The organism is Paraburkholderia sp. JPY465 (assembly GCF_050436725.1).
GTDB lineage: Bacteria > Pseudomonadota > Gammaproteobacteria > Burkholderiales > Burkholderiaceae > Paraburkholderia > Paraburkholderia youngii.
The window spans coordinates 20,441-45,045 of sequence record NZ_JBNDMT010000002.1; the positions used below are offsets into that span (position 1 = coordinate 20,441).

At 65.2% G+C, this 24,605-nt stretch carries 22 protein-coding genes and 1 pseudogene; 17 read left to right on the forward strand and 6 right to left on the reverse strand.

Annotated features, from left to right (window positions below):
- Positions 1 to 23: 23 nt before the first annotated feature.
- Positions 24 to 1,820, reverse strand: coding sequence for an alkaline phosphatase family protein (locus tag QFZ94_RS02165; RefSeq protein ID WP_429455448.1), 1,797 nt, complete (start codon positions 1,818 to 1,820; stop codon positions 24 to 26).
- A gap of 314 nt (positions 1,821 to 2,134) precedes the next feature.
- On the opposite strand from QFZ94_RS02165, the gene QFZ94_RS02170 reads away from it, so the two are divergent.
- The 6 genes and pseudogenes from QFZ94_RS02170 (at position 2,135) to QFZ94_RS02195 (ending at position 6,962) form a co-directional block, all read left to right on the forward strand.
- The gene (locus tag QFZ94_RS02170) at positions 2,135 to 2,449 is read left to right on the forward strand and encodes a YXWGXW repeat-containing protein (RefSeq protein WP_429455449.1); all 315 of its coding nucleotides are present in this window, start codon (positions 2,135 to 2,137) and stop codon (positions 2,447 to 2,449) included.
- A 239-nt stretch (positions 2,450 to 2,688) separates the two neighbouring features.
- Positions 2,689 to 3,285, forward strand: a pseudogene (locus tag QFZ94_RS02175) (RNA polymerase sigma factor); the annotation flags it as partial.
- Positions 3,282 to 3,698 carry a hypothetical protein gene (locus QFZ94_RS02180; RefSeq protein WP_429455450.1) on the forward strand — a complete coding sequence of 139 codons (417 nt, stop codon included), beginning with the start codon at positions 3,282 to 3,284 and terminating at the stop codon, positions 3,696 to 3,698. The pseudogene QFZ94_RS02175 and the gene QFZ94_RS02180, both read left to right, overlap by 4 nt.
- Positions 3,695 to 4,204, forward strand: a complete 510-nt coding sequence (locus QFZ94_RS02185; protein WP_368583534.1) for a periplasmic heavy metal sensor — start codon at positions 3,695 to 3,697, stop codon at positions 4,202 to 4,204. Before QFZ94_RS02180 ends, QFZ94_RS02185 begins: the two co-directional genes overlap by 4 nt.
- An 83-nt stretch (positions 4,205 to 4,287) precedes the next feature.
- Entirely contained in the window at positions 4,288 to 5,808 is a 1,521-nt protein-coding gene (locus QFZ94_RS02190; protein ID WP_368583535.1) for a DUF1800 domain-containing protein, read from the forward strand.
- 5 nt (positions 5,809 to 5,813) lie between these two features.
- Positions 5,814 to 6,962 carry a DUF1501 domain-containing protein gene (locus QFZ94_RS02195; protein ID WP_429455451.1) on the forward strand — a complete coding sequence of 383 codons (1,149 nt, stop codon included), beginning with the start codon at positions 5,814 to 5,816 and terminating at the stop codon, positions 6,960 to 6,962.
- Between the two features lie 117 nt (positions 6,963 to 7,079).
- On the opposite strand, the gene QFZ94_RS02200 is transcribed toward QFZ94_RS02195, so the two are convergent.
- The 3 genes from QFZ94_RS02200 to QFZ94_RS02210 form a co-directional block, all read right to left on the reverse strand.
- Positions 7,080 to 7,220, reverse strand: coding sequence for a hypothetical protein (locus tag QFZ94_RS02200; RefSeq protein WP_410851111.1), 141 nt, complete (start codon positions 7,218 to 7,220; stop codon positions 7,080 to 7,082).
- Between the two features lie 105 nt (positions 7,221 to 7,325).
- Positions 7,326 to 7,703, reverse strand: coding sequence for a BON domain-containing protein (locus tag QFZ94_RS02205; protein ID WP_429455452.1), 378 nt, complete (start codon positions 7,701 to 7,703; stop codon positions 7,326 to 7,328).
- Between the two features lie 615 nt (positions 7,704 to 8,318).
- Entirely contained in the window at positions 8,319 to 9,524 is a 1,206-nt protein-coding gene (locus QFZ94_RS02210; protein WP_429455453.1) for a DUF6402 family protein, read from the reverse strand.
- 483 nt (positions 9,525 to 10,007) lie between these two features.
- Between QFZ94_RS02210 and QFZ94_RS02215 the strand changes: the two genes are divergently transcribed.
- The 5 genes from QFZ94_RS02215 to QFZ94_RS02235 all read left to right on the forward strand — a co-directional run bounded on the left by QFZ94_RS02215 (position 10,008) and on the right by QFZ94_RS02235 (position 14,904).
- Positions 10,008 to 10,319, forward strand: a complete 312-nt coding sequence (locus tag QFZ94_RS02215) for a hypothetical protein (protein WP_026229180.1) — start codon at positions 10,008 to 10,010, stop codon at positions 10,317 to 10,319.
- A 109-nt stretch (positions 10,320 to 10,428) separates the two neighbouring features.
- Positions 10,429 to 11,556, forward strand: a complete 1,128-nt coding sequence (locus QFZ94_RS02220; RefSeq protein WP_410851108.1) for a VIT1/CCC1 transporter family protein — start codon at positions 10,429 to 10,431, stop codon at positions 11,554 to 11,556.
- A 261-nt stretch (positions 11,557 to 11,817) separates the two neighbouring features.
- The gene (locus tag QFZ94_RS02225) at positions 11,818 to 12,993 is read left to right on the forward strand and encodes a quaternary amine ABC transporter ATP-binding protein (protein ID WP_184128054.1); all 1,176 of its coding nucleotides are present in this window, start codon (positions 11,818 to 11,820) and stop codon (positions 12,991 to 12,993) included.
- Positions 12,986 to 13,888, forward strand: coding sequence for a choline ABC transporter permease subunit (gene choW / locus QFZ94_RS02230; RefSeq protein ID WP_368583540.1), 903 nt, complete (start codon positions 12,986 to 12,988; stop codon positions 13,886 to 13,888). Before QFZ94_RS02225 ends, choW begins: the two co-directional genes overlap by 8 nt.
- Before the next feature lie 20 nt (positions 13,889 to 13,908).
- Positions 13,909 to 14,904 (forward strand): GlxA family transcriptional regulator, encoded by a 996-nt coding sequence (locus QFZ94_RS02235; RefSeq protein ID WP_368583541.1) that lies wholly within the window; start codon positions 13,909 to 13,911, stop codon positions 14,902 to 14,904.
- A 16-nt stretch (positions 14,905 to 14,920) separates the two neighbouring features.
- On the opposite strand, the gene QFZ94_RS02240 is transcribed toward QFZ94_RS02235, so the two are convergent.
- Positions 14,921 to 16,003, reverse strand: coding sequence for a GlxA family transcriptional regulator (locus tag QFZ94_RS02240; RefSeq protein WP_368583542.1), 1,083 nt, complete (start codon positions 16,001 to 16,003; stop codon positions 14,921 to 14,923).
- A gap of 325 nt (positions 16,004 to 16,328) precedes the next feature.
- Between QFZ94_RS02240 and QFZ94_RS02245 the strand changes: the two genes are divergently transcribed.
- The 6 genes from QFZ94_RS02245 (at position 16,329) to QFZ94_RS02270 (ending at position 23,356) form a co-directional block, all read left to right on the forward strand.
- A complete protein-coding gene (locus QFZ94_RS02245) occupies positions 16,329 to 17,723 on the forward strand; it encodes an L-serine ammonia-lyase (RefSeq protein ID WP_429455454.1) in 1,395 nt (464 codons plus the stop codon).
- A 45-nt stretch (positions 17,724 to 17,768) separates the two neighbouring features.
- A complete protein-coding gene (locus QFZ94_RS02250) occupies positions 17,769 to 19,013 on the forward strand; it encodes a sarcosine oxidase subunit beta family protein (RefSeq protein WP_013091654.1) in 1,245 nt (414 codons plus the stop codon).
- Positions 19,014 to 19,030: 17 nt separating this feature from the next.
- A complete protein-coding gene (locus QFZ94_RS02255) occupies positions 19,031 to 19,372 on the forward strand; it encodes a sarcosine oxidase subunit delta (protein ID WP_368583544.1) in 342 nt (113 codons plus the stop codon).
- Entirely contained in the window at positions 19,369 to 22,371 is a 3,003-nt protein-coding gene (locus QFZ94_RS02260) for a sarcosine oxidase subunit alpha family protein (protein WP_429455455.1), read from the forward strand. The genes QFZ94_RS02255 and QFZ94_RS02260 overlap by 4 nt, the downstream gene beginning before the upstream one ends.
- Positions 22,361 to 23,017, forward strand: coding sequence for a sarcosine oxidase subunit gamma (locus QFZ94_RS02265; RefSeq protein ID WP_429455456.1), 657 nt, complete (start codon positions 22,361 to 22,363; stop codon positions 23,015 to 23,017). The genes QFZ94_RS02260 and QFZ94_RS02265 overlap by 11 nt, the downstream gene beginning before the upstream one ends.
- Before the next feature lie 75 nt (positions 23,018 to 23,092).
- A complete protein-coding gene (locus tag QFZ94_RS02270) occupies positions 23,093 to 23,356 on the forward strand; it encodes a hypothetical protein (protein WP_368583547.1) in 264 nt (87 codons plus the stop codon).
- A 12-nt stretch (positions 23,357 to 23,368) separates the two neighbouring features.
- Here QFZ94_RS02270 and ampC read toward each other — a convergent pair whose 3' ends face one another.
- Entirely contained in the window at positions 23,369 to 24,550 is a 1,182-nt protein-coding gene (gene ampC / locus QFZ94_RS02275; protein ID WP_429455457.1) for a class C beta-lactamase, read from the reverse strand.
- Positions 24,551 to 24,605 lie beyond the last annotated feature (55 nt).

The window sequence follows — 24,605 nt, forward strand, 5'->3', positions numbered from 1 at the left end:
ACTTACACGTCAGCGGCACCCGCTCAAGTCGACGGCGGCGAAGACAGCTTCGTGCCGAGGTTTTCGTCGAGAAACAACGGCGCGGTGTTGCCCGTACCCGAGAAATTGAACATGTTCATGATGCTGCCGGCCGTCGCATCGAAAGAGCCGCCGCCGAGGCGCTGGCCGCCGAGCCAGTTGTCCTCGATGAAGCGCACCACCGACGCCTGCGTGATCGGCGTGTCGTCGACGAAGTTGACCTTCGCCCACGGCGACACGACGATGAATGGCGTGCGCGTCCCCGGCCCGCAGCGGCCGTTCACCACGTCGCCGTTGACGCCTTGCGGCTGTACCGCGCCCGCGGCCGTGCACTGGCCCGCCGCGCTGAGGTTGTCGCTGCCGGCCACCGTCGCGCCGCCCGCCGATTGCGGACTCGTCGAGTCGAACGACGCGCTCGTCGGCGCCTTGTAGCGGTGGTCGTACCAGCCGTCCGAATCGTCGTAGGCAATGATCACCGCGGTGTTCTTCCAGTCAGGCTGCTGTTCGAGGAAGTTGATCACCTTCGTGACGAACGCCTGCTCGTCGATCGGGTCGGAATTGCCCGGGTGGCCGTCGCCGATGGCCGGCGCCTTCAGGAAGTTGACCGACGGGTAGTTGCCGGCCTTCACCGCGGTGAAGAAATCGTCGGTGTCGTACTGGTGATGCACCGGGGTCGCGGAGTTATCGAGCGGATCGGTCGCACCGATCGCCGCCGTCGACGACGGCCGCGTATGCGCGAGGTTCGCCGTACTCGCGTAGTACTGGAACCACGCGTGGTGCTGCACGTAGTCGGCCTTGCTCGCGTTGAGCACCTGCGAGAACGTCGAACGCGCGCAGCCGGTCGTGCCGTTCGGGTTGACGGTCTGCAGATTGAAGCCGCCCATGAAGCCGCCCCACGTGATGTTCTTCGCGTTCAGCAGGTCGCCGATGTTCCTGTTCTTCGACGACATCGCGCCGGTCACCTTGCTGCCCGCCGCGATCGTGCAGGCGTCGCCGGTCGGGTCGAGATCGCCGATCATCGTGTTGCCGCCGGCCGAGTCGGGGATCGCGTTGGCCGACGTGCCGCCCGTCAGGATCACGCCGTTGTTCTGGCCGGACACGACTGCGAGTGCGCCGGGCGTCGACGGTCCGTAGGTATCCGTATACGCGTTCTGGTTCATCGCGAAGTTTTGAGCGTAGTTCCACATCGCGGTGACCGTGTTGCCGTCGAAGTAGCCGAGCACCTGGCCTTTCGTCGCGAACGCGCCGGTGCTGCCGGCGATCGTCGTGCCGGCCGCCGTGAACAGCGGGAACGAATCCATCGCGCCGTTGTTATACGCGAGCTGCTCGGCCGCGTACGCGTGATTCTGGCTCGACGTATTCGCCTGCGAGCGATCGAGGCGGAACGGCAGCAGGTCCGCGGCCGGCAGCCCGAGACCCGCGATCGCCACCGTGCCGACCGTGCGGCCCGCCGTGTTCGGCGAGCTCGCCAGCGCGTTCGGGTTCGATGTCAGCAGATTGTTGCTGCTGAGGTTGTTGACCGTCGGCGTGCCCGCGGCCGCGGTGAATTGCGGTTCGCCGACCGGGTTGGCCGCTTGCGGATAGGTGCCGAAGTAGTGATCGAACGACACGTTCTCGCCGAAAATCACGACGACATGCTTGATCGGCGTCGCGGTCGTCAGCGAGTCCTGCGCGGACACCGGGGCGGCCGGCGACGATGCGCCCGTGGTCGACGCCGCGGGCGTGCTGACGCTGTTGTTGCCGCAGCCGGCGAGCATCAGCATCGCAGCGAACGGAATGGGTAACAAAGCTCTACGGAACATGTGACTGACTCCAGATTCGACCTTCGCCGCGGAATATGGGTAGAAATGCCGTTGCTGTTACTGTTGTTGCCGCAATCAGGCTGCCGACGATTTCAGCAGTCCGCGATTAAAGATTCGAGTCGCGGACATTACGCCGGCTATCGGTTCCCATTCATCTCCCTGACTTCCGGTTCGCGCCGCGCTAATCGTGAAGCGCTTTCTTCCCGCCGCACTTTTTTGCACGCAGAGCGACGGATTTCCCCCAATTGACCCGTTGAAGCAGAAACGGGGCCACGCTGTCTCCGGCTCTTTTCGGTCCTATGGGAGAAAACGACATGATCTCTAACCGCATGAGTCGCCTGCTCGGTTCCACGCTGAGCGCCGCGCTGTGCTGTGCGGCCACGCTGACGGCCACACCCGCCTTCGCGCAAGTGGTGATCGCGCCAATGGCGCCGCCGCCTCACGTCGAAGTCGTGCCCGCGCCGCGGGACGGCTACGTATGGGATCAGGGCCGCTGGCGCTGGCAGCATGGCCGCTATGTGTGGGCGCCGGGCCACTGGCAGCCGGTGCGCGTCGGCTATCGCTGGGTGCCCGGCCATTGGGCGCAACGTGGGCCGCACTGGCGCTGGATCGAAGGACATTGGGCTTGAGCGAGGCTTGCGATGAAAACACTCGTGATGATTCTGCTGGCGGCCTCGCTCGCCGGCTGTGTGGTCTATCCGGCACGTCCGGCCTATTACCGTCCGGCGGTCGTCGTATATTGACCGCGTACGTGATACCAGGCCGGATAGCGGCGTAGCGGCAGCAAAACCATAACAACACGACAGCTGAAGGAGCGGCGGCAAGTGAACGACGTTGATCCCGTGATGCGGCCCGCACGCGAACGCGCGCGCGTGACGTCGCGACGGAGCCGCACGCCTTGAGCGACGCGCCGCCCGATCCGGACGCCGAGCTGATCGCGCGGGTGGGCCGCGAGGAGCCGGGCGCGGTCCGCTCGCTGGTCGCGCGCAAGCTGCCGCGGCTGCTCGCGCTCGCCACGCGCATGCTCGGTGATCGCATGGAAGCGGAGGATGTCGCGCAGGAGGTCTTCGTGCGAATCTGGAAACAGGCGGCTCGCTGGCGCGAAGGCGAAGCGAAATTCGACACGTGGATGCATCGGGTCGCGCTCAATCTTTGCTACGACCGTTTGCGCGGCCAGCGCGAAGACCCGAGCGACGAACTGCCCGACACGGCCGATCCCGCCGCGCCACCCGACGCGCGGCTCGAAGCACGCGCCGACCACGCGCGCGTGCGCGCGGCGCTCGCCGCGCTGCCGGCGCGACAGCGCGAAGCGCTCGTGCTGAGCTATTACCAGGAAATGTCGAACGTCGACGCTGCCGCCTTGATGGGCGTCAGCGTCGATGCGCTGGAGAGTCTGCTGAGCCGCGCGCGCCGCGGTTTGCGCGCTCAACTGGCCGGCAGCGGCCTTAGCAAGGACAAGTCATGACGCCCGAAAGATTCCAACAGATCGTTGCAGCGTACGGCGCCGACGCGCGTCGCTGGCCGGAGCGCGAACGCGCGGCCGCGCTGCAGTGGGCGCGCGCGCATCGCGACGAAGCCGACGCGGCGTTGAGCGATGCGGCCGGCCTCGACGCATGGCTCGCCGCGGACTGGATCGAGCCGCCGAGCCTCGAACTGCAGCGTCGCATCATCGATGGCGCGCCAGCGCGACGCCCGGCCGCGCGCTGGCGTTTTTGGTGGTCGGGCGCGGCGGTGGCAGGCGTCGGGCTGCTAGGGGGCGTGGCTGGCGCGCTCGCGGTGTCGTTCTTCGTGCTGACCGAGAACGCGCCGGTCGTGCATGAATCCTCGTATCTGACTTCGAGCTTCGGCGGCAGCTCCGCCGATTGGAGCGGCGAATGAACGGGCGCTCGTGGAAATTTGCGCTGCTGGGCTCCGCGGTGCTCAACGTGTTCCTGCTCGGCGCGATCGCCGGCGGCGCGTATCAGTGGTTCGCCGCGCACGGTGCGAATCAGCCGGTGGCGCCGGACCAGCGCGCGTTGCGGTTCGCCGCCGAGCCGCTGTCGGCGCAGCAGCGGCAGGCGTTTATCGACGGCCTGAAGAACGCGCGGCGCGACGGTCGCCAGTATGCGCGTGACGCTCGCGAAGGGCGTCGCGAGGTATTGCGGTTGCTCGCCGCGCCGCAGTTCGATCGCGCCGCGCTCGATGCCGCGCTCGCGCGTACCCGCGCGGCCGACAGCAATCTGCGCGCGATGGTCGAAGCGAGCGTCGCCGATTTCGCGGCGACGCTGACGCCCGAGGAGCGCGTCAAATTCGCCGAGAGCTTGAAGCTGCGCGGGCAATGGCGCGAAGCGCAGCCCGCTCCGAACACGAAGAAGCCGGAGGCGAATGGCGCATCCGGCGAATAGAAAAATGCGTGCGGTGGCGACGGATTTTCGTGTGTCGGCCGTTTAACGGACATGCAGGCGTGTTACCTGCCGACGAGGATCGTATGGCCCACTCACCGAATCTGAATGCCGCGGCGATCGCACTGAACCGCTTCGGCCTCGGCGCGCGCGCCGACGATACGCCGCCAGCCGATCCGAAGGGATGGCTGCTCGCGCAGTTCGAGCAGTATCAGCCGCGGCCGGACGCGTGGGCGAACCAGCCCGATTCAATCGCGTTGTCGACGCAGCTCGTGCAGCAGCGCATGCAGATCGAGCAGCAGGCGAAACAGAAGGCGGGCGAAGAATCCAACTCGAACCAGAGTGCGAACAACCGCGCGACCAACATCGCCAGCAACGCGGCAGCAGCCAGCCAGACCGACGCGCAAGCTGCAAAGCAATCCGAGCGAAAGGCGTTTCGCGTCGAAATACTCGACATGTATCGCTCATCGGTGAATGCGCGAGTCGCCAGCGCGCTGAGCACTCAGACGCCATTTATCGAACGCCTCGTGCATTTCTGGGCGAACCACTTTGCGGTATCGGCGGAAAAGCCCGGCGTCGCGGCGCTCGCCGGGTCGTTCGAAGCGGAGGCGATTCGCCCTCACGTGCTGGGCCGTTTCGAGGACATGCTGGTCGCCGTCGAGCGTCATCCGGCCATGCAGCTGTTCCTCGATCAGACGCGCTCGGTTGGTCCCGACAGCATGGCCGCGCTGCGCGCCGCGCAACGCAATCCGGACAACAGACGGGGACTCAACGAGAACCTCGCGCGCGAGATCATGGAACTGCATACCCTCGGCGTGCGCAGCGGCTATAGCCAGGACGACGTGACCGAATTCGCGCGTGCGCTGACCGGCTGGAGTCTCGTCGGCAATCCGGGCAACGGCGGCGCCAATCCAAACCGGCGCACGCAGGAGCCAGGCGGCGAACCCGGCAGCTTCGTGTTTCGCCAGGCGCTGCACGAACCGGGCTCGCGCACGATCATGGGACGCCGCTACGACGAAGCCGGCGAACAGCAGGCGCTCGCGATCCTGCACGACCTCGCGCACGCGCCGGCCACCGCGCAGCATATCGGCACGAAGCTCGCGCGCCATTTCGTCGCCGATAATCCGCCGGCTGGCGTGAGCGCTCGTCTGGCCGATGCGTTCGCTCGCAGCGACGGCGATCTGCCGACCGTCTATCGCGCGTTGATCGATACACCGCAAGCGTGGTCGCCGGGCGCGGTGAAGTTCAAGACTCCGTGGGAGTGGACCATTTCGTCGATGCGCGGACTCGGCTGGCACGACCTCGGTAATCTGCAGAGCGCGCCGATCCTGACGCAGCTAGGCCAGCCGGTGTGGCGGCCGGGTTCGCCCGCCGGCTACGACGATATCGCCGCGAGCTGGGCCGCGCCCGATGCGCTCGTGCGCCGCGTCGAAGTCGCGCAACGTTTCGCTTCGCGCGTGGGTGACCGGCTCGATGCGCGCTCGCTCGGCCAGACCTTGCTGGCTGGCTCGCTCAGCGAGCCGACGGCCACGGCGGTATCGCGCGCGGAAAGCGCGTCGACGGCGATAGCGCTGCTGCTCGTATCGCCCGATTTTCAACGGAGGTGAACGCCATGCTGTCACGCCGCCAGTTTCTGAGCGTCGCCGCCGTCGGTGCCGGCGCACTGCTCGTGTCGCCGCGAATTGCGTTCGCGCATGTCGCGACCGACCGCCGCTTCGTGTTCGTGATCCAGCGTGGCGCGGCCGATGGCCTGAACATCGTCGTGCCTTACGCGGACCCCGCGTATGCGAGTTTGCGCGGACCGCTCGCAATCGATGCGTCGAACGCGCCGCATCTGGACGGCACGTTCGCGCTGCATCCGGCGCTCGCGCAAATGGCGAAGCTGTACGCGCAACGCGAGGCGCTGTTCGTGCACGCGGTCGCTTCGCCGTATCGCGACCGCTCGCATTTCGACGGACAGAATGTGCTGGAAACCGGCGGCACATCGCCGTATCAGACAAAGGATGGTTGGCTCAACCGGCTCGCCGCGCAATTGCCCGCGACCCGCGAGAACGCGATCGCGTTCGCGCTGACCGTGCCGATGGCGCTGCGCGGTCCCGCTTCGGTGACGTCGTATGCGCCGTCGGCGTTGCCGCAGGCGCCCGATGATCTGCTCGCGCGCGTGTCGCAGCTGTACGAGCAGGACGCGCAGTTGCGTCCGCTGTGGGAATCGGCGATGGCGGCGCGCGGCGTCGCGGGCGATGCCGGCGCACGTCAGGACCCGGCGAGCCTCGGCAAGCTCGCGGCGAGTTTTCTGGCGCGCGACGACGGTCCGCGTATCGCGATGATCGAGACCGGCGGGTGGGATACGCACAGCGCGCAGAATGCGCGGCTCGCGAATCAGCTGAAGGCGCTCGACACGATGCTCGCGGCGTTGCGCGACGGCATGGGACCATCGTGGAGCAAGACCACGGTGCTGGTCGCGACGGAGTTCGGCCGGACCGCGGCCGCGAACGGCACGGGCGGCACCGATCACGGCACCGGATCTGTCGCGATGGTGCTGGGCGGCTCGGTGCAGGGCGGTCGCGTGATAGCGGATTGGCCGGGGCTCGCGCCGCATCAGCTGTATCAGTCGCGTGACCTGAGGCCGACCACCTCGCTCGATGCGTTGATCGCTGGCGCCGCGAGTGAGAGCCTCGGGCTCGATCCGGAACGCACGGCAGCGGCGCTGTTTGGCCGGACGGTGGCGGGCAAACCGATGACGGGCGTCGTACGGGCGTGACGCGTGGATGGTCGGCGCGGCAAGCGAACTTATTGCGCTCAATCCGGAGCGCACCGCGGCCGCGCTATTCGGCCGGAGGATCGCGGCGCTCGGCCGACTCCAACGCGCAGTGAGACCTCAACGCGCGCAGACGGACGCTTCGCCTTGATTCGCCGCGACCTGATGCGTCGCCTGCACCGAGCGCTCGCCGACGCGATGATAGCGGCGGCCGTAGTAGATCAGCGCATCGCCCGCGTCCTGCGTTCGCGTGGCCTTCACCGCGCAGAAGAACACCGTGTGCGTGCCGACGACTGGGGATTAGCGGGAGACACCGCACGCGTCGCAGGTTCGCGGCGCTCCCGTTCGCGAGTCGGATGCCGACGCTCAGCTTCCACCACCTCCGCGGGACGGGAAATTCAGCGTGAGCTTATTGGTCACCGAGGTCACGCCTGGCACGCCTTTCGCCACGTCGGCAGCCTGCTGGATCATGCCGCTTTCAGGCACCGAGCCGGTCAGCGTCACCGCGCCGCCGCGCGCCCGCACGAACACGTTCGAGACGTTGAAGCCCTGCGCTCTCGCGAGCGCGCGCCGCACGTCGCGGCCGAGCTTGCGATCCGCCGCACGCGTCGATTGGGTGGTCGTGGCCGGCGCGGCTGCCGTGGCGGCAGGCGCCTGCGCGTCGCTTGCCTGCGCGTAGGCGCTGGATGCGGTTGCCACGCACAATGCAACTCCGAGCATCTTCAAAAGATTGACTGTTTTCACGGTTTCACCATCCTCGAAAAGTTGATGTCGCTTCCTTGCATGTTAGAAACGTCGCGCTTTTTGTCGAGCTGGTCCCGACTCTGGGAAGTGCCTGTCTTGTAGAGGAGTGGCGGTTTGGGCGCTTCCGACGCGGTTAAACGATACTCCTGGCGGGGCTGGCATGCCAAAAAACCGTACCGCGGGGAGGTGCGACCAGCTATAAGCGCGGGCGGCTGGCGGCCAGTTTGTCCCAGAACGACGGGGGCAACGAAATCCTCGAGTCTCCTTTACCGGCATCTCCGCGGGAAAACTCGACGGACGGACCGAGATAGCGGGGCGGCGAATACGGATTCAGCGAGTATCGCAGGCCCGTTGACCAAAAAAGATCGGGGACAGGCGTGCTGAAAGTGCGCTGTGCAAGCAGCCTCCCGCTCTTTGCATCGAATAGTCGGCCGACATATTCAGGGCTCCCGCTGCGGCCCGGAGTCCATCGCAACAGGCAAAGCTCTGCTCTGTATATGCCGTCGACAGGTGCCGAATGACGACACTCGAGTCCATGCGGAGTATGGTCGAAGAGCCCAAAATAAAGCCCTGCGCTAAGACCAGCCAATAATGCAGCACGCTTAAGGATGCGCTTCATAGGTAGAGCACGATCGGCGGGAAAAGCGGAACGTAGCGACGGTCCGAGTAGATGATGAAATCGCCGCCACGCTGATGTCTGATTGCCCACTGCCGGAAGTCGCTGTTATGGATTGGGTAGTAAACCTGTCCTTTGATAACTGGATCGCCAAGCGTCACCGGCGACTCCACGTAGGGAATATAACGAGACGTGGCCGCCACGCCATCAAGTGGCATCACGATAACACCGTTGCTGCTCCAATGCCCCAGATATTGGGACCGCTCCCCGGGCTCATCGGTAAACGTGAAGTTGTCTTTTATGTACACCCATGCGCCAGTTACTTCGGCAGTCGTCCTTCGCGTGCCAAACGGCTCCCTTGACAGTCGAACATGACCTATAGCGGCATAGATTACGAACGATCCAAGCGCGGCGGTCAAATCGTCGGGGACACCTGATCGCGTAGTATCCGCCATTAGCTTCAGTTTGATTTTTTCCGCAAACGTACCGTCAACTTCGACGTGTTGAAATTGAAAAAACTGATGCAGATGCTGGGGATCATCCCGACAGATATGGTGCGTAGATAGCTCACTACTATGCCTGTAGAAACGGAGCTTCTTGTGAAGCACTTGAAGTGCCGCTGGTGAGCGTATTGCATCGTTGACCAGGAAGTCGTATTTCCGTTTGGCGCGAGCGAACTTCAGTACCCAGTCCATCTTTATCGTGGTTGTATCGTACATGTCAGGTGGGTATGGCTTGCCCTCCTGATTGATTTCTTTGAGCTCGTCGCTGGGTACTGCGGAGTAGTTCAATCGGCCGGCAAACCATCGTTCCATCAACTTCGCTCCGATAGGCATCATTTCTTTGCGCAGAGCGTTCGGAATCTCCTGGATATCGAATGGCGGTACCGTCTTTTTCGGGGCGACGATCTTCGTCGCTTCGGACGGTTTGGACGGCACAGGTGTGTTCAACCATGTTCTGAAACGGGAAACCGAATCGGCGACCTTGAGAAGATCGTTGATCATTTTTACGGTTGGATCAGGTTTGGGAGACTTGGCTGGGCGAGGCACGGCATTCGATTTCGCGACTGGCGAGGCCGGAAACGGCGGCGGTGCCTTGTCCGTCGAAAGCGAGACCTCATGCACGATCCGAGCCCCGTCTTGCTTCTTCCAACGCCAAAACAGCTTGTCGATCTTGTAGTAAGAGTATTTGTCGTCGTGGTTCATGGGTGCTTACGGCTCTTAAGCATAAGTGAATGGAACCGGATCGCCTCAAACGTTCGAATTCGACCATTGGGAATTGAGCATGGCCGTGACGTTTCCGGTCCGCGCCACTATTGTTCGCGAGTCAGTCCGCGGCAAAATGCGGAGAAATCTGAAAGTGAGGCCGCAAGGGCACGCCGCTGCCCCGATACCAGGGCCAGGTGGCCTGCTGAGCGGACTCTGGTGCGGCATCCCGGAACATCTCGACCACTCCCACGGCTCGCATCATCGGCACCAGGCGGCCGTTTCACGGCAAAGGAATTTCGCCCACGGATATCCGTCGACGAACCGACGAACGCACCCGACGACCGTTACAGCGCGCATCCCGCCATTTGCCTGTAAGCTTCCGTGACGGGTTCGCGCCAAGGCTGCGCGACCCGCTTTGGTGCTTCACGATTCGCAGACGGACTCGCACGTTATTGCCAATTTTTTTGGGAGATATCAGTTATGAAGAGCTTCGCCATTAAACGAATCATGCTTGGGGTTTCGGCTGTCGCACTGGTGGCCGGCACCATTCCGCTCGCGGTCGCACAGGGCTCGACGGATGCCGCGGCCCAGCAAGGCGCGACGACCACCACTCCCAAGCCAACGAAGGCCGAGCGCAAGGCAGAGCGCAAACAGGCTCGCGCGAAAAAGAACGCCGAACTGAAGAAACTCGAAGACGCGGGCTACCAGCCGGCGCAGAACGATCCGAACTATCCGGACAAGCTGCAGGCGGCGCAGAAGAAGGCCGGCGTCGGTGCGCCGGCAAGCCAGTAACGGACAAGCGGACAAGCCCACGCCCGGCGCGGTAATCAGCGCCGATGAGACGCCGGGCGGCTTCGGTCAGGCTTTGCCGTCAGCAACGCGATCCGCGGGGAACGTGATCATGGCAACGAAGCATGAAGTGAAACGCTACAAGGCGAATCTCGCCGACGAACTGCACAGCGCCGCCCTGTACGAGACGCTCGCGCGCGTCGAGAAAGACGAGACCCGCAAGCAGGTCTATCAGGATCTCGCGCAATCGGAACACAGTCACGCGCAAGTGTGGGCCGACAAGCTCCGAGCCAACGGCATCGAACCGAAAGGCCGCGGTCATGCGATCAAGACGCGTTTGATGAAGGGGCTCGTGCGCGTATGCGGCGCGGACTTCGTGCTGCCTACTCTGGCCGCCGCCGAATACGCGGACCGCAACAAATATCGAGGCCAACGCGACGCAGGCCACATGTCCGCCGACGAGCATCACCACGCGGCGGTCGTGCAGACGCTCGCGAGCACCAGCAATACCGACCTGTCGCCCGGCGCGCGCATCGCCGCGGCCGAGTCGTGGCACAAGGGCGCCGCATCGGGCAACGATCTGCGCGCGGCCGTCCTCGGCGCGAACGATGGCCTCGTGTCGAACTTCTGCCTGATCATGGGCGTCGCCGGCGCGGGCACCGGCAACAAGGCGATCCTGTTGACCGGCCTCGCCGGGCTGATCGCCGGTGCCTGTTCGATGGCGCTCGGCGAATGGCTGTCGGTCACCAATGCCCGCGAACTCGCGAGCACGCAGATCGCCAAGGAAGCCGAGGAGATCGAGGAACAGCCCGAAGCGGAGGAGCACGAGCTTGCGCTCATCTACCGCGCGAAAGGACTCGACGCGAACGAGGCGAAACGCGTCGCCGCGCAGATGATGCGCGACAAGGACAAGGCGCTCGACACCCTCACACGCGAGGAACTCGGTCTCGACCCGGCGGAACTGGGCGGCAATCCGTGGTCGGCGGCGGGCGTGTCGTTCTGTCTGTTCTCGCTGGGCGCGATTTTTCCGGTGATGCCTTTTCTGTGGTCGCACGGCGTCAGCGCGATCGTGCAGTGCGTCGTGCTGAGCATGCTGGCGCTGGCGTCGATCGGCGTGTTCACGTCGCTGTTCAACGGCCGCAGCGCGGGGTTTTCGGCGCTGCGCCAGATCATCATCGGGCTGATCGCGGCGGGATTTACGTTCGGCGTCGGACGTTTGCTGGGTGTGTCGATTTCCTGAGCGGTTCAGCTCCCACGCACCGTCTCGCCCCTGCCGCCGTCCGGGAGCAGCTTTTGCTCTGTCGCGACATCCTCCGCGCGCGGGCCAACCCGCGCCAATCCCTTCTCCCACAAGGCTTTCGCCGCCGAGTCGAGCGCTCACGGCGCGGCCGGGTGTCGCATTTCCTCATGTGCTTGTCGGAATTAGTCGGCTAACCGCACTTTTTTCTGGCAACTATGTAGGCACAGCGCGGGCGACGTCCGCAAGCGAGGAGAGCATTCGATGAATTCCCCCAAGGTCGTGGTCGAAGGGCTGTGCAAGGTGTTCGGCACCAACCCTAAACAGGCGCTCGCAATGCTGGCCAGCGGCGCCACCAAAGAGGAGGTGTTTGCCCGCACCGGTCAGATCGTCGGCGTGCACAACGCGTCGTTCGAGGTTCGCGAGGGCGAGATCTTCGTGCTGATGGGACTGTCCGGCTCCGGCAAGTCGACGCTGATTCGCCTGATCAATCGGCTCGTCGAGCCCAGCGCCGGCAAGGTGCTGATCGACGGCCGCGATGTCGCGAGCGTGCCGCGCGCGGAGCTGACGGCGCTACGCCGCAAGGACATGAGCATGGTGTTCCAGTCCTTCGCGCTGATGCCGCAGCGCACCGTGCTGTCCAACGCGGCGTTCGGCCTCGAGGTCGCGGGCGTCGGCCGCAAGGAGCGGGAGGCGCGGGCGCTGACGGTGCTCGAACAGGTCGGCCTCGCGCCGTTCGCGCAGAAGCTGCCCGCCGAGCTGTCGGGCGGCATGCAGCAGCGCGTCGGGCTCGCGCGCGCGCTCACGGTCAACCCGTCGCTGATGATCATGGACGAGGCGTTCTCCGCGCTCGATCCGCTCAAGCGCAAGGAAATGCAGAACGTGCTGCTCGATCTGCAGCGCGAGCAGCAGCGCACGATCCTGTTCGTATCGCACGATCTGGAGGAGGCAATGCGCATCGGCACGCGCATCGCGATCATGGAAGGCGGCCGCGTCGTGCAGATCGGCACGCCGCAGGAAATCATCAAGAATCCGGCCGACGACTACGTGCGCGCGTTCTTCGAAGGCATCGACACGAGCCGCTATCTGACGGCCGGCGATCTGATGCAGACCGACGACGTGCCGCTGATGCACGCGCCGCAGATCGACGCGTCGAGCGTCGCCGCGACGCTGAACGGCAGCGCCGACTACGCGTTCGTGCTCGACAGCGAGCGCAGGATACGCGGCTTCGTGTGCCGCGACGCGACGGGCAGCGTGTCGCCGCAGCTCAACCAGATCGAATGCATCCATCGCAGCACGCCGCTCAACGACGTGGTCGAGCGCGTGGTGGCGAGCCGCGCGCCGCTGCCGGTCGTCGAAGCGGACGGTTCCTACTGCGGCTCGGTCAACAAGACGAACGTGCTGAGCGTTCTCACGCATCATCGAGGTTCCCATGTCTGAAATCATTCCGCTTGGCGCCTGGGTCGATCACGGCGTTCACTACCTGCTCGATCATGATGCGAAGACCTTCGACACGATTGGCAAGGTCATCGAGAGCTTCGCCGCGGCGGTCGAGCACAGCTTGCAGGCCGTGCCGATGTGGGCGCTGATGGCGTTCTTCGTCGGCATCGGCTTGTGGCGCGTCGGCTGGCGCTTCGCGGTGTTCACGCTGGCCGCGCTGCTGTTGATCTACGGCACCGGCTTCTGGGACCAGATGGTGATCACGCTCGGCCTCACGCTGTCGTCGACGGTGATCAGTCTCGTGCTCGGCGTGCCGCTCGGTATCTGGATGGCGAAGAGCCGCACCGTCGAAATGATCGTGCGCCCGGTGCTCGATCTGATGCAGACGATGCCCGCGTTCGTCTACCTGATTCCGGCCGCGATGCTGTTCGGCCTCGGCCGCGTGCCCGGCATCCTGTCGACGGTGATCTTCGCGATGCCGCCCGCGGTGCGTCTGACCGCGCTCGGCATCAAGCACGTGAATCACGAGATCGTCGAAGCGGGGCAGGCGTTCGGCTGCACGCCGTGGCAACTGCTCTACAAGGTGCAGTTTCCGAACGCGCTGCCGTCGATCATGACGGGTGTGAACCAGACCATCATGATGGCGCTGTCGATGGTGATCATCGCGTCGATGGTCGGCGCGGGCGGCCTCGGCAACGACGTACTCGCGAGCATCCAGCGGCTCGATATCGGGCTCGGCTTCGAAAGCGGCATGTCGGTCGTGATGCTGGCGATCATTCTGGACCGCATCACCGAGAGCTTCGGCCGGGCGCCGGGCAAGGCACGCGCACCGTTGTTCGCCGGGCTGCGCCAGGCGATGAAAGTGCGCCGGGAACCGGCGGCGCAACACGGCTGATGGTCTGATCCGATACGTCCATGAAGCGCGACGCAATCGCCACCACCGAAGAAGCCGATGCGCGGCTGTCCGCCGTCGCGCACGTCGGCTTCCTGACGCTGCCGAACTTCTCGATGATCGCGTTCACCAGTGCGGTCGAGGTGCTGCGCATGGCGAACTACGTGGGCCGCGCACAGCACTACCGGTGGTCGGTAGTCACACCGGATGGCGAGCCGGCGCGCGCGAGCAACGGCATCACGGTGAAGCCGACCACCACGCTCGCCGAGTCCGGCATGCCGGACCTGCTGTTCGTGTGCGCCGGCTGGCACGTGCGCGAGTATGTGAACGACGAGGTGATCGCGCTGCTGCGCGACGCGGGCGCGCGCGGCGTGCCGCTCGGCGGCATCTGCACGGGCCCGTATGCGCTGCTCGCGGCCGGGCTGCTCGACGGCTATCGGGCGACCGTGCATTGGGAGGACATGTCGCCGTTGCACCAGCGCTATCCGCACGTGCATTTCGACGACGAGCTGTTCGTGATCGACCGCGATCGGCTCACCTGCACCGGCGGCACCGCGCCGCTCGATCTGATGCTGCATCTGGTGGGCATGCGGCTCGGGCCCGCGGTGGCCGCGCAGGTGTCCGAGCAGTTCATCGTCGAGCGGATTCGCGGTTCGACCGATTGCCAGCATATTCCGGTCGATGCGCGGGTCGGCCTGTCGCGCGCCGAACTGATCGAAGTGGTGCGGCTGATGGAAGCGAACATCGAGGAGCCGCTATCGCTCGATGAACTCGCGCGGCTCGTGAACCTGTCGCAGCGTCATTTGCAGAGGATGTTCAAGCTGTTCCTGAACGTGTCGCCGACGCATTACTACCTGAGCCTGCGGCTGCGCCGCGCGCGCGATCTGCTGCGCAATACCGATGCATCCATCGCACGTGTGACCACGGTGTGCGGTTTTCATTCGCCGTGTCATTTCAGCAAGGCGTATCGCGCGCAGTTCGGGCATGCGCCGAGCGTCGAGCGGCGCATGCCGGAGTAGCGCAGGCCGCGTCAATTCAGATCGCCTGCGCGCGCCCAGGAAACGTTTCGTCGTAGCACGAGCCGTCGTCGACTTGTTGCGCCGTGCCGCGCTGCTCGCGATACATCATCGGCGGCACGCCGAACTGTTTGCGAAATTCCCGCCCCAGGTGCGACGCGTCCGAAAAGCCGCAGCTCGACGCGATATCGGCGACGGTCTTGTCCGAACTCGTCAGCAGCCACGCGGCGGTGCGCAGCCGCACCTGCTTCGCGTAGGCCTGCGGCGCCTTGCCGGTCTGCGCCTTGAACAGCCGTTCCAATTGACGCGGCGACAGATCGAGCTTGCCCGCCAGTTCGTCGAGCGACAGCGCGCGGCCCACGTGCTGCTCCATCAGCAGGATCGCGCGCTTGACCTTCGGATGCGAGGCCGGCGCAAGACCGGGCGGATGCGGCTGCGGCGCGTTGCCTTTCTGCAGATCGTCGACGAGCAGGATGCGCAGCGCCTTCTGCACCGTCGCCGTTTCGAAGTGGCGCAGCAGGATCGCGGCGGCGACGTCGATCGACGCGCGCCCGCCCGAACACGTGATGCGCCGCCGGTCGATCACGAAGAGGCGGTCGGCGACCAGCATCTGTTCGTCGACCGACGGAAAGCGCTCGATGAAATCCCAGTAGTGAAACCAGCTCACGCAGATCCGATGGCCGTCGAGCACGCCCGCGCGCATCAGCGAGAACACGCCGGTGCACATGCCGACCAGCGTCGCGTCGCGCGCGGCGGCGCGGCGGATGAACGCGAGCGTCGCCTCGCTGGCGGCCGGCCCCGAGTGCAGCAGTCCGCCGACCACCACCACGTAATCGAACTTTTCCGCGGTCTCGAAGGTTTCCCACGGCGTGATCTGGATGCCACAACTCGCGCGCACCGGAGCAAGGGTTTCCCCGATCACGCTCCACGAACAGCGCACCGGCTTGCTGAAGTCGCCTTCGTCGGCGGACAGGCGCAGCAGATCGACGAAACCCGAGAACGCGGTCAGCGTGAAGTTGGGCAGCAGGATGATGCCGAAGCGGATGCGCTGCTTCGTGGCTGTGTCGAGTGAGGAAGGGGCAAGCGTTTCAGCGGAATTCATGCGCGCGGCGGTCGGTGAAATGAACTGTGAAAGAGGGACGAACGTTGACCGAAAAGGGTATAGGCAAGCATAGCACCACGGACCTTCAGCATTGCCTGCCGCCATCGGGCCGCCTTTCGCTAATGCGTCGCAAGTCATCGCAAATCCGCCGGAAGGCCCGCCTGACGGGTCGTTTGACGACGCCATCCCATTGCGATGCCGTTTTTATTCTATCGATCGGGCCTGCCGTGCGGTGCAATAGACGCACTTTCCATCCGGGCGCATCAGTCGAGTCACAGCGCTTCCGGCGATCGCAACTCGCAGGACACAACGCACAAGGCAAGCCATGAACGTCAGCGTCTTCGATCTGTTCAAGATCGGCATCGGTCCATCGAGCTCACACACGGTCGGGCCGATGATCGCCGCATGCCGCTTCGCATCGCATGTCGAGGACGCGAATCTGCTCGGCTTCGTGCGGCGCGTCAGAGCCGAGCTGTTCGGCTCGCTCGGCGCGACCGGCAAGGGCCACGGCACCGATAAGGCGGTGCTGCTCGGCCTCGAAGGCAATCTGCCCGACCAGATCGATCCCGACCTGATCGAGCCGAGGCTGCGGGCGATCCGCGAAACCAAGCAGCTCGTGCTGCTCGGCAAGCATCCGGTCGCGTTCGACGAGCGCGAGCATGTCGGCTTCTACCGCAAGCTGATGCCGGGCGCACCGGGCTCGGGCGTCGTGCATCCGAACGGCATGCGTTTCCAGGCCTTCGACGAGAACGGCCAGTTGCTGGTCGAGAAAGAGTATTTCTCGATCGGCGGCGGCTTCGTCGTCAATCGCGACGGCGATCGCGTGAACGGACGTCGCGCGACTGCGGAGGTGCTGTATCCGTTTCGCACCGGCGACGATCTGATGCGCGTGTGCCGCGAAAGCGGCCTGTCGATCGCCGAAGTAACGTTGCGCAACGAATGCGCGACCCGGCCCGAACAGGAAGTGCGCGAAGGCCTGCTGGCGATCTGGCGAACGATGGCCGCGTGTGTCGAACGCGGCTGCAAGGTGCGCGGCGAACTGCCCGGCCCGATGCACGTGAAGCGTCGCGCGGCCGAACTGTGCGAGCGCTTGCGCGCACGCTCGGAGGAATCGCTGCGCGACCCGCTGTCGATGCTCGATTGGGTCAACCTGTACGCGATGGCCGTCAACGAGGAAAACGCCGCGGGCGGCCGGGTCGTCACGGCGCCGACCAATGGCGCGGCCGGCGTGATCCCGGCGGTGCTGCACTACTACGTGAAGTTCATGCATGCGGCGAACGACGCCGGCATCGTCGAGTTCCTGCTGACCGCCGCGGCGATCGGCATCATCTACAAGGAAACCGCGTCGATCTCCGGCGCCGAAGTGGGCTGCCAGGGCGAAGTGGGCGTGGCCTGCTCGATGGCCGCCGCGGCCCTCGCGGCCGTGATGGGCGGCACGCCCGCACAGGTCGAGAACGCCGCCGAAATCGGCATGGAACACAACCTCGGCATGACGTGCGACCCGGTCGGCGGGCTCGTGCAGATTCCGTGCATCGAGCGCAACGCGATGGGCGCGATCAAGGCGATCAACGCGGCGCGCATCGCGATGAAGGGCGACGGCAAGCACGTGGTGTCGCTCGACAGCGTGATCCGCACGATGCGCGAAACCGGCGCCGACATGAAGACGAAATACAAGGAGACGTCGCGCGGCGGGCTGGCCGTGAACGTCATCGAGTGTTGAACCGCTACCGCTACACCGTATCTGCAAAACCGCAAAGGACCCACGATGAGCCGCTATTCGATATTCAGCCTGCTGCGCAACGGGATGTCGTATCACGAAAACTGGGAGCGGCAATGGCGCAGCCCCGAGCCTAAACGTGAGTACGACGTCGTGATCGTCGGCGGTGGCGGGCATGGTCTCGCGACCGCGTACTACCTCGCGAAGGAACACGGCGTGCGCAACGTCGCGGTGCTCGAGAAGGGCTGGATCGGCGGCGGCAATACCGCGCGCAATACGACGATCGTCCGCTCGAACTACCTGTGGGACGAATCCGCCGGGCTCTACGAGAAGGCGATGAAGCTGTGGGAAGGGCTCTCGCAGGATCTGAACTACAACGTGATGTTCAGCCAGCGCGGCGTGATGAATCTCGCGCATACGCTGCAGGACGTGCGCGACACCGAACGCCGCGTCAACGCGAACCGGTTGAACGGCGTCGACGCCGAATTTCTCACGCCCGCGCAGATCAAGGAACTCGAGCCGACCATCAATCTGAACAGCCGCTACCCGGTGCTCGGCGCCTCGATCCAGCGGCGCGGCGGCGTGGCCCGGCACGATGCGGTGGCCTGGGGCTTCGCGCGCGGCGCGGATCAGGCCGGCGTCGATATCGTGCAGAACTGCCAGGTGGTCGGCATTCGCCGCAACGGCAGCCAGGTGACGGGCGTCGATACGACCAAGGGCTTCATCAAGGCGAAGAAGGTCGCGGTGGTCACGGCCGGCAACACTTCGACGCTCGCCGATATGGCCGGCGTGCGCCTGCCGCTCGAAAGCCATCCGTTGCAGGCGCTGGTGTCGGAGCCGATCAAGCCGGTGGTCAACACGGTCGTGATGTCGAACGCGGTGCATGCGTACATCAGCCAGTCCGACAAGGGCGATCTCGTGATCGGCGCGGGCGTCGATCAGTACACCGGGTTTGGGCAGCGCGGCAGCTTCCACATCATCGAGGGCACGCTCGAGGCGATCGTCGAAATGTTCCCGGTGTTTTCTCGCGTGCGGATGAACCGGCAGTGGGGCGGCATCGTCGATGTGTCGCCGGACGCGTGCCCAATCATCAGCAAGACCGATGTGAAGGGGCTGTATTTCAACTGCGGCTGGGGGACGGGCGGCTTCAAGGCGACGCCCGGTTCGGGATGGGTCTTTGCGCACACGATCGCGAAGGACGAACCGCATCCGTTGAACGCGCCGTTTTCGCTGGACCGGTTCTATACCGGTCATCTGATCGATGAGCACGGCGCTGCTGCCGTAGCCCACTAGTCGACGAGGAGACACAGATGTTGCTGATCGAATGCCCGTGGTGCGGTCCCCGCGCCGAAACCGAATTCTCCTGCGGCGGCGAGGCGGACATCGCCCGCCCGCTCGACACCGAATCGCTGACCGACAAGGAATGGGGCGACTACCTGTTCATGCGCAAGAACCCGCGCGGCGTGCATCGCGAGCAATGGTTCCATACGCAGGGTTGCCGCCGCTGGTTCAAGGCGCAGCGCGACACCGTCAGTTATGCGTTCCAGGGCTATCAGACGTTCGAGCGTCCGTTGCTGGCGCTGGACGCTAGCGATCCACAGGCAGCCAACGCACAGGTAAAGGCGAAGGCACAAGAGGGCAAAGCATCATGAGCCAGAAAGACCGACTCCCAACCGGCGGCCGCATCAACCGCGCGATCGCGCTCAGCTTCACGTTCAACGGCGTCGAATACCAGGGCTATCAGGGCGATACGCTCGCGTCCGCATTGCTCGCCAACGGCATGCACTTCGTCGCGCGCAGCTGGAAATATCATCGGCCGCGCGGCATCGTGACCGCGGGCGTCGAGGAGCCGAACGCGGTCGTGCAACTGGAGACCGGCGCCTACACGGTGCCGAACGCGCGCGCCACCGAGGTCGAGTTGTACCAGGGCCTCGTCGCGAGCAGCGTGAACGCGAAGCCGAGCATCGAGAAGGACCGCATGGCGATCAACCAGAAGATCGCGCGCTTCATTCCGGCGGGCTTCTACTACAAGACCTTCATGTGGCCGCGCAAACTCTGGCCGAAGTACGAGGAAGCGATCCGCGACGCGGCCGGCCTCGGCACCGCGCCGAAACAGCGCGACGCGGACCGCTACGACAAGTGCTTCGCGCATTGCGACGTGCTGGTGGTCGGCGGCGGCCCGACCGGGCTCGCGGCCGCGCACGCGGCGGCGTTGTCCGGCGCGCGGGTGACGCTCGTCGACGATCAGCCCGAACTCGGCGGCTCGCTGCTGTCGTGTGGCGCGGAGATCGACGGCAAGCCCGCGCTGCAGTGGGTGCAGAAGATCGAAGACGAATTGCGGCAATTGCCCGACGTGAAGATCCTGAGCCGCAGCACCGCGTTCGGCTATCAGGACCACAATCTCGTTACGGTCACGCAGCGACTGACCGATCATCTGCCCGTGTCGCAACGCAAGGGCACGCGCGAACTGCTGTGGAATATCCGCGCGAAACGCGTGATTCTGGCGACCGGCGCGCATGAACGGCCGATCGTGTTCGGCAACAACGATCTGCCTGGCGTGATGCTCGCGTCGGCGGTGTCGACCTATCTGCATCGCTATGCGGTGCTGCCGGGTCGCAACGCGGTCGTGTTCACCAACAACGACGACGGCTATCAATGCGCGCTCGATCTGAAAGCGGCCGGCGCGCAGGTGAGCGTCATCGATCCGCGCGCCGGTGAATCGAAGGGCACGCTGCCCGCGCTCGCGCGCCGCCACGGCATCAAGGTGCTGAACGGCACGGTCGTCACGGCGGCGCACGGCAAGCTGCGCGTCGCGTCGGTGTCGATCGCGTCGTATGCGAAAGGTCAGATCACCGCTCAACAGGGCCAACTGCCATGCGATCTGCTCGCGACGTCGGGCGGCTGGAGCCCGGTGCTGCATCTGTTCGCGCAGTCGGGCGGCAAGGCCCACTGGCATGACGACAAGGCCTGCTTCGTGCCGGGCAAGGCGGTCCAGCCGGAGACCAGCGTCGGCGCCTGCGCGGGCGACTTCACGCTCGGCCAGGGCATCCGTTTCGCGGTCGATGCCGGCGTCGAAGCGGCGCGCGCGGCCGGGCACATCGTCGCGCGGCCCAAGCCGGTGCAGGTCGCCGAGCTGAGCGAAACGAAGCTGGAGCCGCTGTGGCTCGTCGGCGGACGCGAACTGGCCACGCGCGGACCCAAGCAGTTCGTCGATTTCCAGAACGACGTCTCGGCCGCCGATATCTTCCTCGCCGCGCGTGAAGGCTTCGAATCGGTCGAACACGTGAAGCGCTACACCGCGATGGGCTTCGGCACCGACCAGGGCAAGCTCGGCAACATCAACGGCATGGCGATTCTCGCGCAGGCGCTCGGCAAGACCATTCCCGAGACCGGCACCACGACATTCCGGCCGAACTACACGCCAGTCACGTTCGGCACGTTTGCCGGCCGCGAACTGGGCGAATTGCTCGATCCGGTGCGCAAGACCGCGATCCATGAATGGCACGTCGAACATGGCGCGGCGTTCGAGGACGTCGGCAACTGGAAGCGGCCGTGGTTCTACCCGAAGAAAGGCGAGGACCTGCACGCGGCGGTTGCGCGCGAGTCGCTCGCGGTGCGCACGAGCGTCGGCATTCTCGATGCGTCGACGCTCGGCAAGATCGACATTCAGGGCCCGGACTCCGCAAAGCTGCTGAACTGGGTGTACACGAACCCGTGGACCAAACTCGAAGTCGGCAAGTGCCGCTACGGCCTGATGCTCGACGAAAACGGCATGATCTTCGACGACGGCGTGACCGTGCGTCTCGCCGATCAGCACTACATGATGACGACCACCACCGGCGGCGCGGCGCGTGTACTCACGTGGCTCGAACGCTGGCTGCAAACCGAATGGCCCGACCTGCGTGTGCGGCTCGCATCGGTCACCGATCACTGGGCGACGTTCGCGGTGGTCGGACCGCAGAGCCGCAAGGTGCTGCAAAAGGTTTGCGAGGACATCGACTTCGCGAATGCGGCGTTCCCGTTCATGACGTATCGCGAAGGCACGGTCGCGGGTGCGGCGGCGCGTGTGATGCGCATCAGCTTCTCCGGCGAACTCGCTTATGAAGTCAACGTGCCGGCCAACGTCGGACGCGCGGTGTGGGAAGCGTTGATGGCCGCGGGCGAGGAGTTCAATATCACGCCGTACGGCACCGAGACGATGCACGTGCTGCGCGCGGAGAAGGGCTACATCATCGTCGGCCAGGATACCGACGGTTCGATGACGCCGCACGACCTCGGCATGGGCGGGCTCGTCGCGAAGTCGAAAGACTTTCTCGGCAAGCGCTCGCTCTCCCGCTCGGACACCGCGAAGGCGGGCCGCAAGCAACTGGTCGGGCTGCTATCGGAGGATGCGTCGTTCGTGATCCCCGAGGGCTCGCAGATCGTCGCCGGTCCTTTCCAGGGCGAGACCGCGCCGATGCTCGGGCATGTCACGTCGAGCTATTACAGCCCGATTTTGCGGCGCTCGATCGCGATGGCGGTCGTCAAGGGCGGTCTCGACAAGATCGGCACGACCGTCACCATTCCGCTCGCGAGCGGCAAACAGATCGCGGCGAAAATCGCGAGTCCGGTGTTCTACGACAGCGAAGGAGCACGTCAACATGTGGAATGAAACAGGCGGAACGGTATCGGTCGTGGACCGTACGATCGGGCGGCAGAACGGCGCGTGGCAGGAGTCGCCGCTCGTCGGTGTGGATGGCCTGCTGAAACAGCATCAGGCCAGCGCGACTGCCGCGTTCCGGCTCGGCGAGCGGCCGTTTCTCGAACTCGTGAACGTGCGCGGCGATACGCGCGACGCGGCGTTCATCCGTGCGGTGGAACAGGTGATCGGCTGCAAGCCGCCGGAGAAGGCGAACACCGTCGCGCGCGGCAACGGCTACGACATGGTGTGGCTCGGCCCGGACGAATGGCTCGTGCGTTCGGAGACCGCGCATGATGCGACCCGCACGGCGCCGTTGCTGGCGTTGCTCGGCGCGGCGTTCGCGGGCGTGTTCGCCTCGGCGGTCGACGTCGGCAGCGGCTATACCGTGCTCGAAATCAAGGGCACCCGGACGCGCGACGTGCTCGCGCGCGGCTGTCCGCTCGATCTGCATCCGAAACTATTCGGCGTGGGGCAGTGCGCGCAGAGCCATTATTTCAAGGCGTCGATCACGTTGCTGCCCACCGGCGCCGACAGTTTCGACATCGTCGTGCGCCGCAGCTTCGCCGATTACTTCGTCAGGATCATGCTCGACGCCGCCGAGCCGTTGATGTCCTGAGTGGTTGATACACGGCGGGCGGTGTGTGTTCAGGCACCGTCCGCCGCTTTCTTCGCTTCTTCCTCATCTTTCGCCATGACGTCGACACGTGTCGCCACCGCGCGTCTTACGGCGCTTGCGTGCGATGAGCGCGATGCCGGCGCCGCGCTCGCGCTGCTCGATCAGAGTATCGCGCTGCGTCATCGGCGCATTGCGCTGATCCGCTATCTGCTCGCGCGGGAGCTGGGCGCGCCGCTCGAAGCGCGGCATCACGCGTACGTCGAAAAAATCGCGGCCCGTCTGAGCGCGGATGCGCTCGCGCGCATCGCCAGTGCCGCGCGTGCGCGACTGCGGAGTTAGACACACGGCGTCTCAGTGCTTGCCGCCATCCAGCGCAGAGAGGATTTGATGCGCGGCGCTCACGCGTGCCTCGTTCGGAAAATTGCGGTTCGCGAGCATCACGATCCCGAGGCGCTTTTGCGGCACGAACGCGACATACGCGCCGAAGCCGTTGGTCGATCCGGTCTTGTTGATCCAGACATTTTGCTGCGGCGGCAGCGGCGGTTCGATTGCGGTCGACGGCGTTCCATTGAGAACCATCTGCAGCGAATTGCCGGCCAGCAAGGTCGGCAATTCGACCGGATACGGGTACTGCTCCCAGATCAGATCCTGAGTCAGCACGCCGGCCTGGAAGTAGCCGGTATGCGTATCCGTGATCGCACGCTGGAACTGGCTGTCGAGCGGAATCAGGTTCATGTTCGCCTGCACGAAGCGCAGCATGTCGGCGGCGGTCGACTTGACGCCGTACGCTTCGGCGGAAATCACGCCGCCCGTCATGCGGATCGGCGCACCGTCTTTCGCATAGCCCTGCGCGTAGTCCGGCATTTTCGCGGCGGGGACGTCGATGTAAGTGCTCTTCATGCCGAGCGCCGGAAACACGCGTTGCTGCATCAGGGCGGTGAAGTCCTGCCCCATGGTCTTCGCGGTGATCAGGCCCAGCGTGCCGATGCCGGGATTCGAGTAGGTGCGGAACGTGCCGGGCGGATGAGCGGGCTGCCAGTCGTGGAAGTACTGCAGCAATTGCGTGTCGTTATGGATGTCGTCGGGCACCTGGAGCGGCAGACCGCCGGGCGTGTGCGTGCCGAGGTTCAGCAGGCTGACTTTGCCGAACGGCCGGCCGCGCAGCGTCGGCAGATAGCGCTCCGTGCCGTCCGCCAACGACAGCTTGCCGTCGAGCTGCGCGTACGACGCGAGCGTCGCCGTGAAGGTCTTGCTGACCGAGCCGAGTTCGAACAGCGTGTCGCGCGTGACCGGCTTGCCGGTTTGGGTCGATGCGACGCCGTAGTTGTACACGTAGGGCTTGCCGTCGTCGATCACGCCGACCGCCATGCCGGCGATATGGTACTTCGCCATCAGCGGCCGGATCGCCGCATCGACGGTGGCTTGGAGTTGCGCGGCGGCGGGCTCGGCCGCGTGAGCGGCGGGTGAGATCGCGCACAGCGTGAACAGCGCGAACGTCGCGGTTGTTATCAGTTTGAGCGCTCGGGTCTTCATTGCAAACGGGTCCTCGGTCGGGGAGTGTGAGTCGGCGGATCGGCGATTCGGCTGA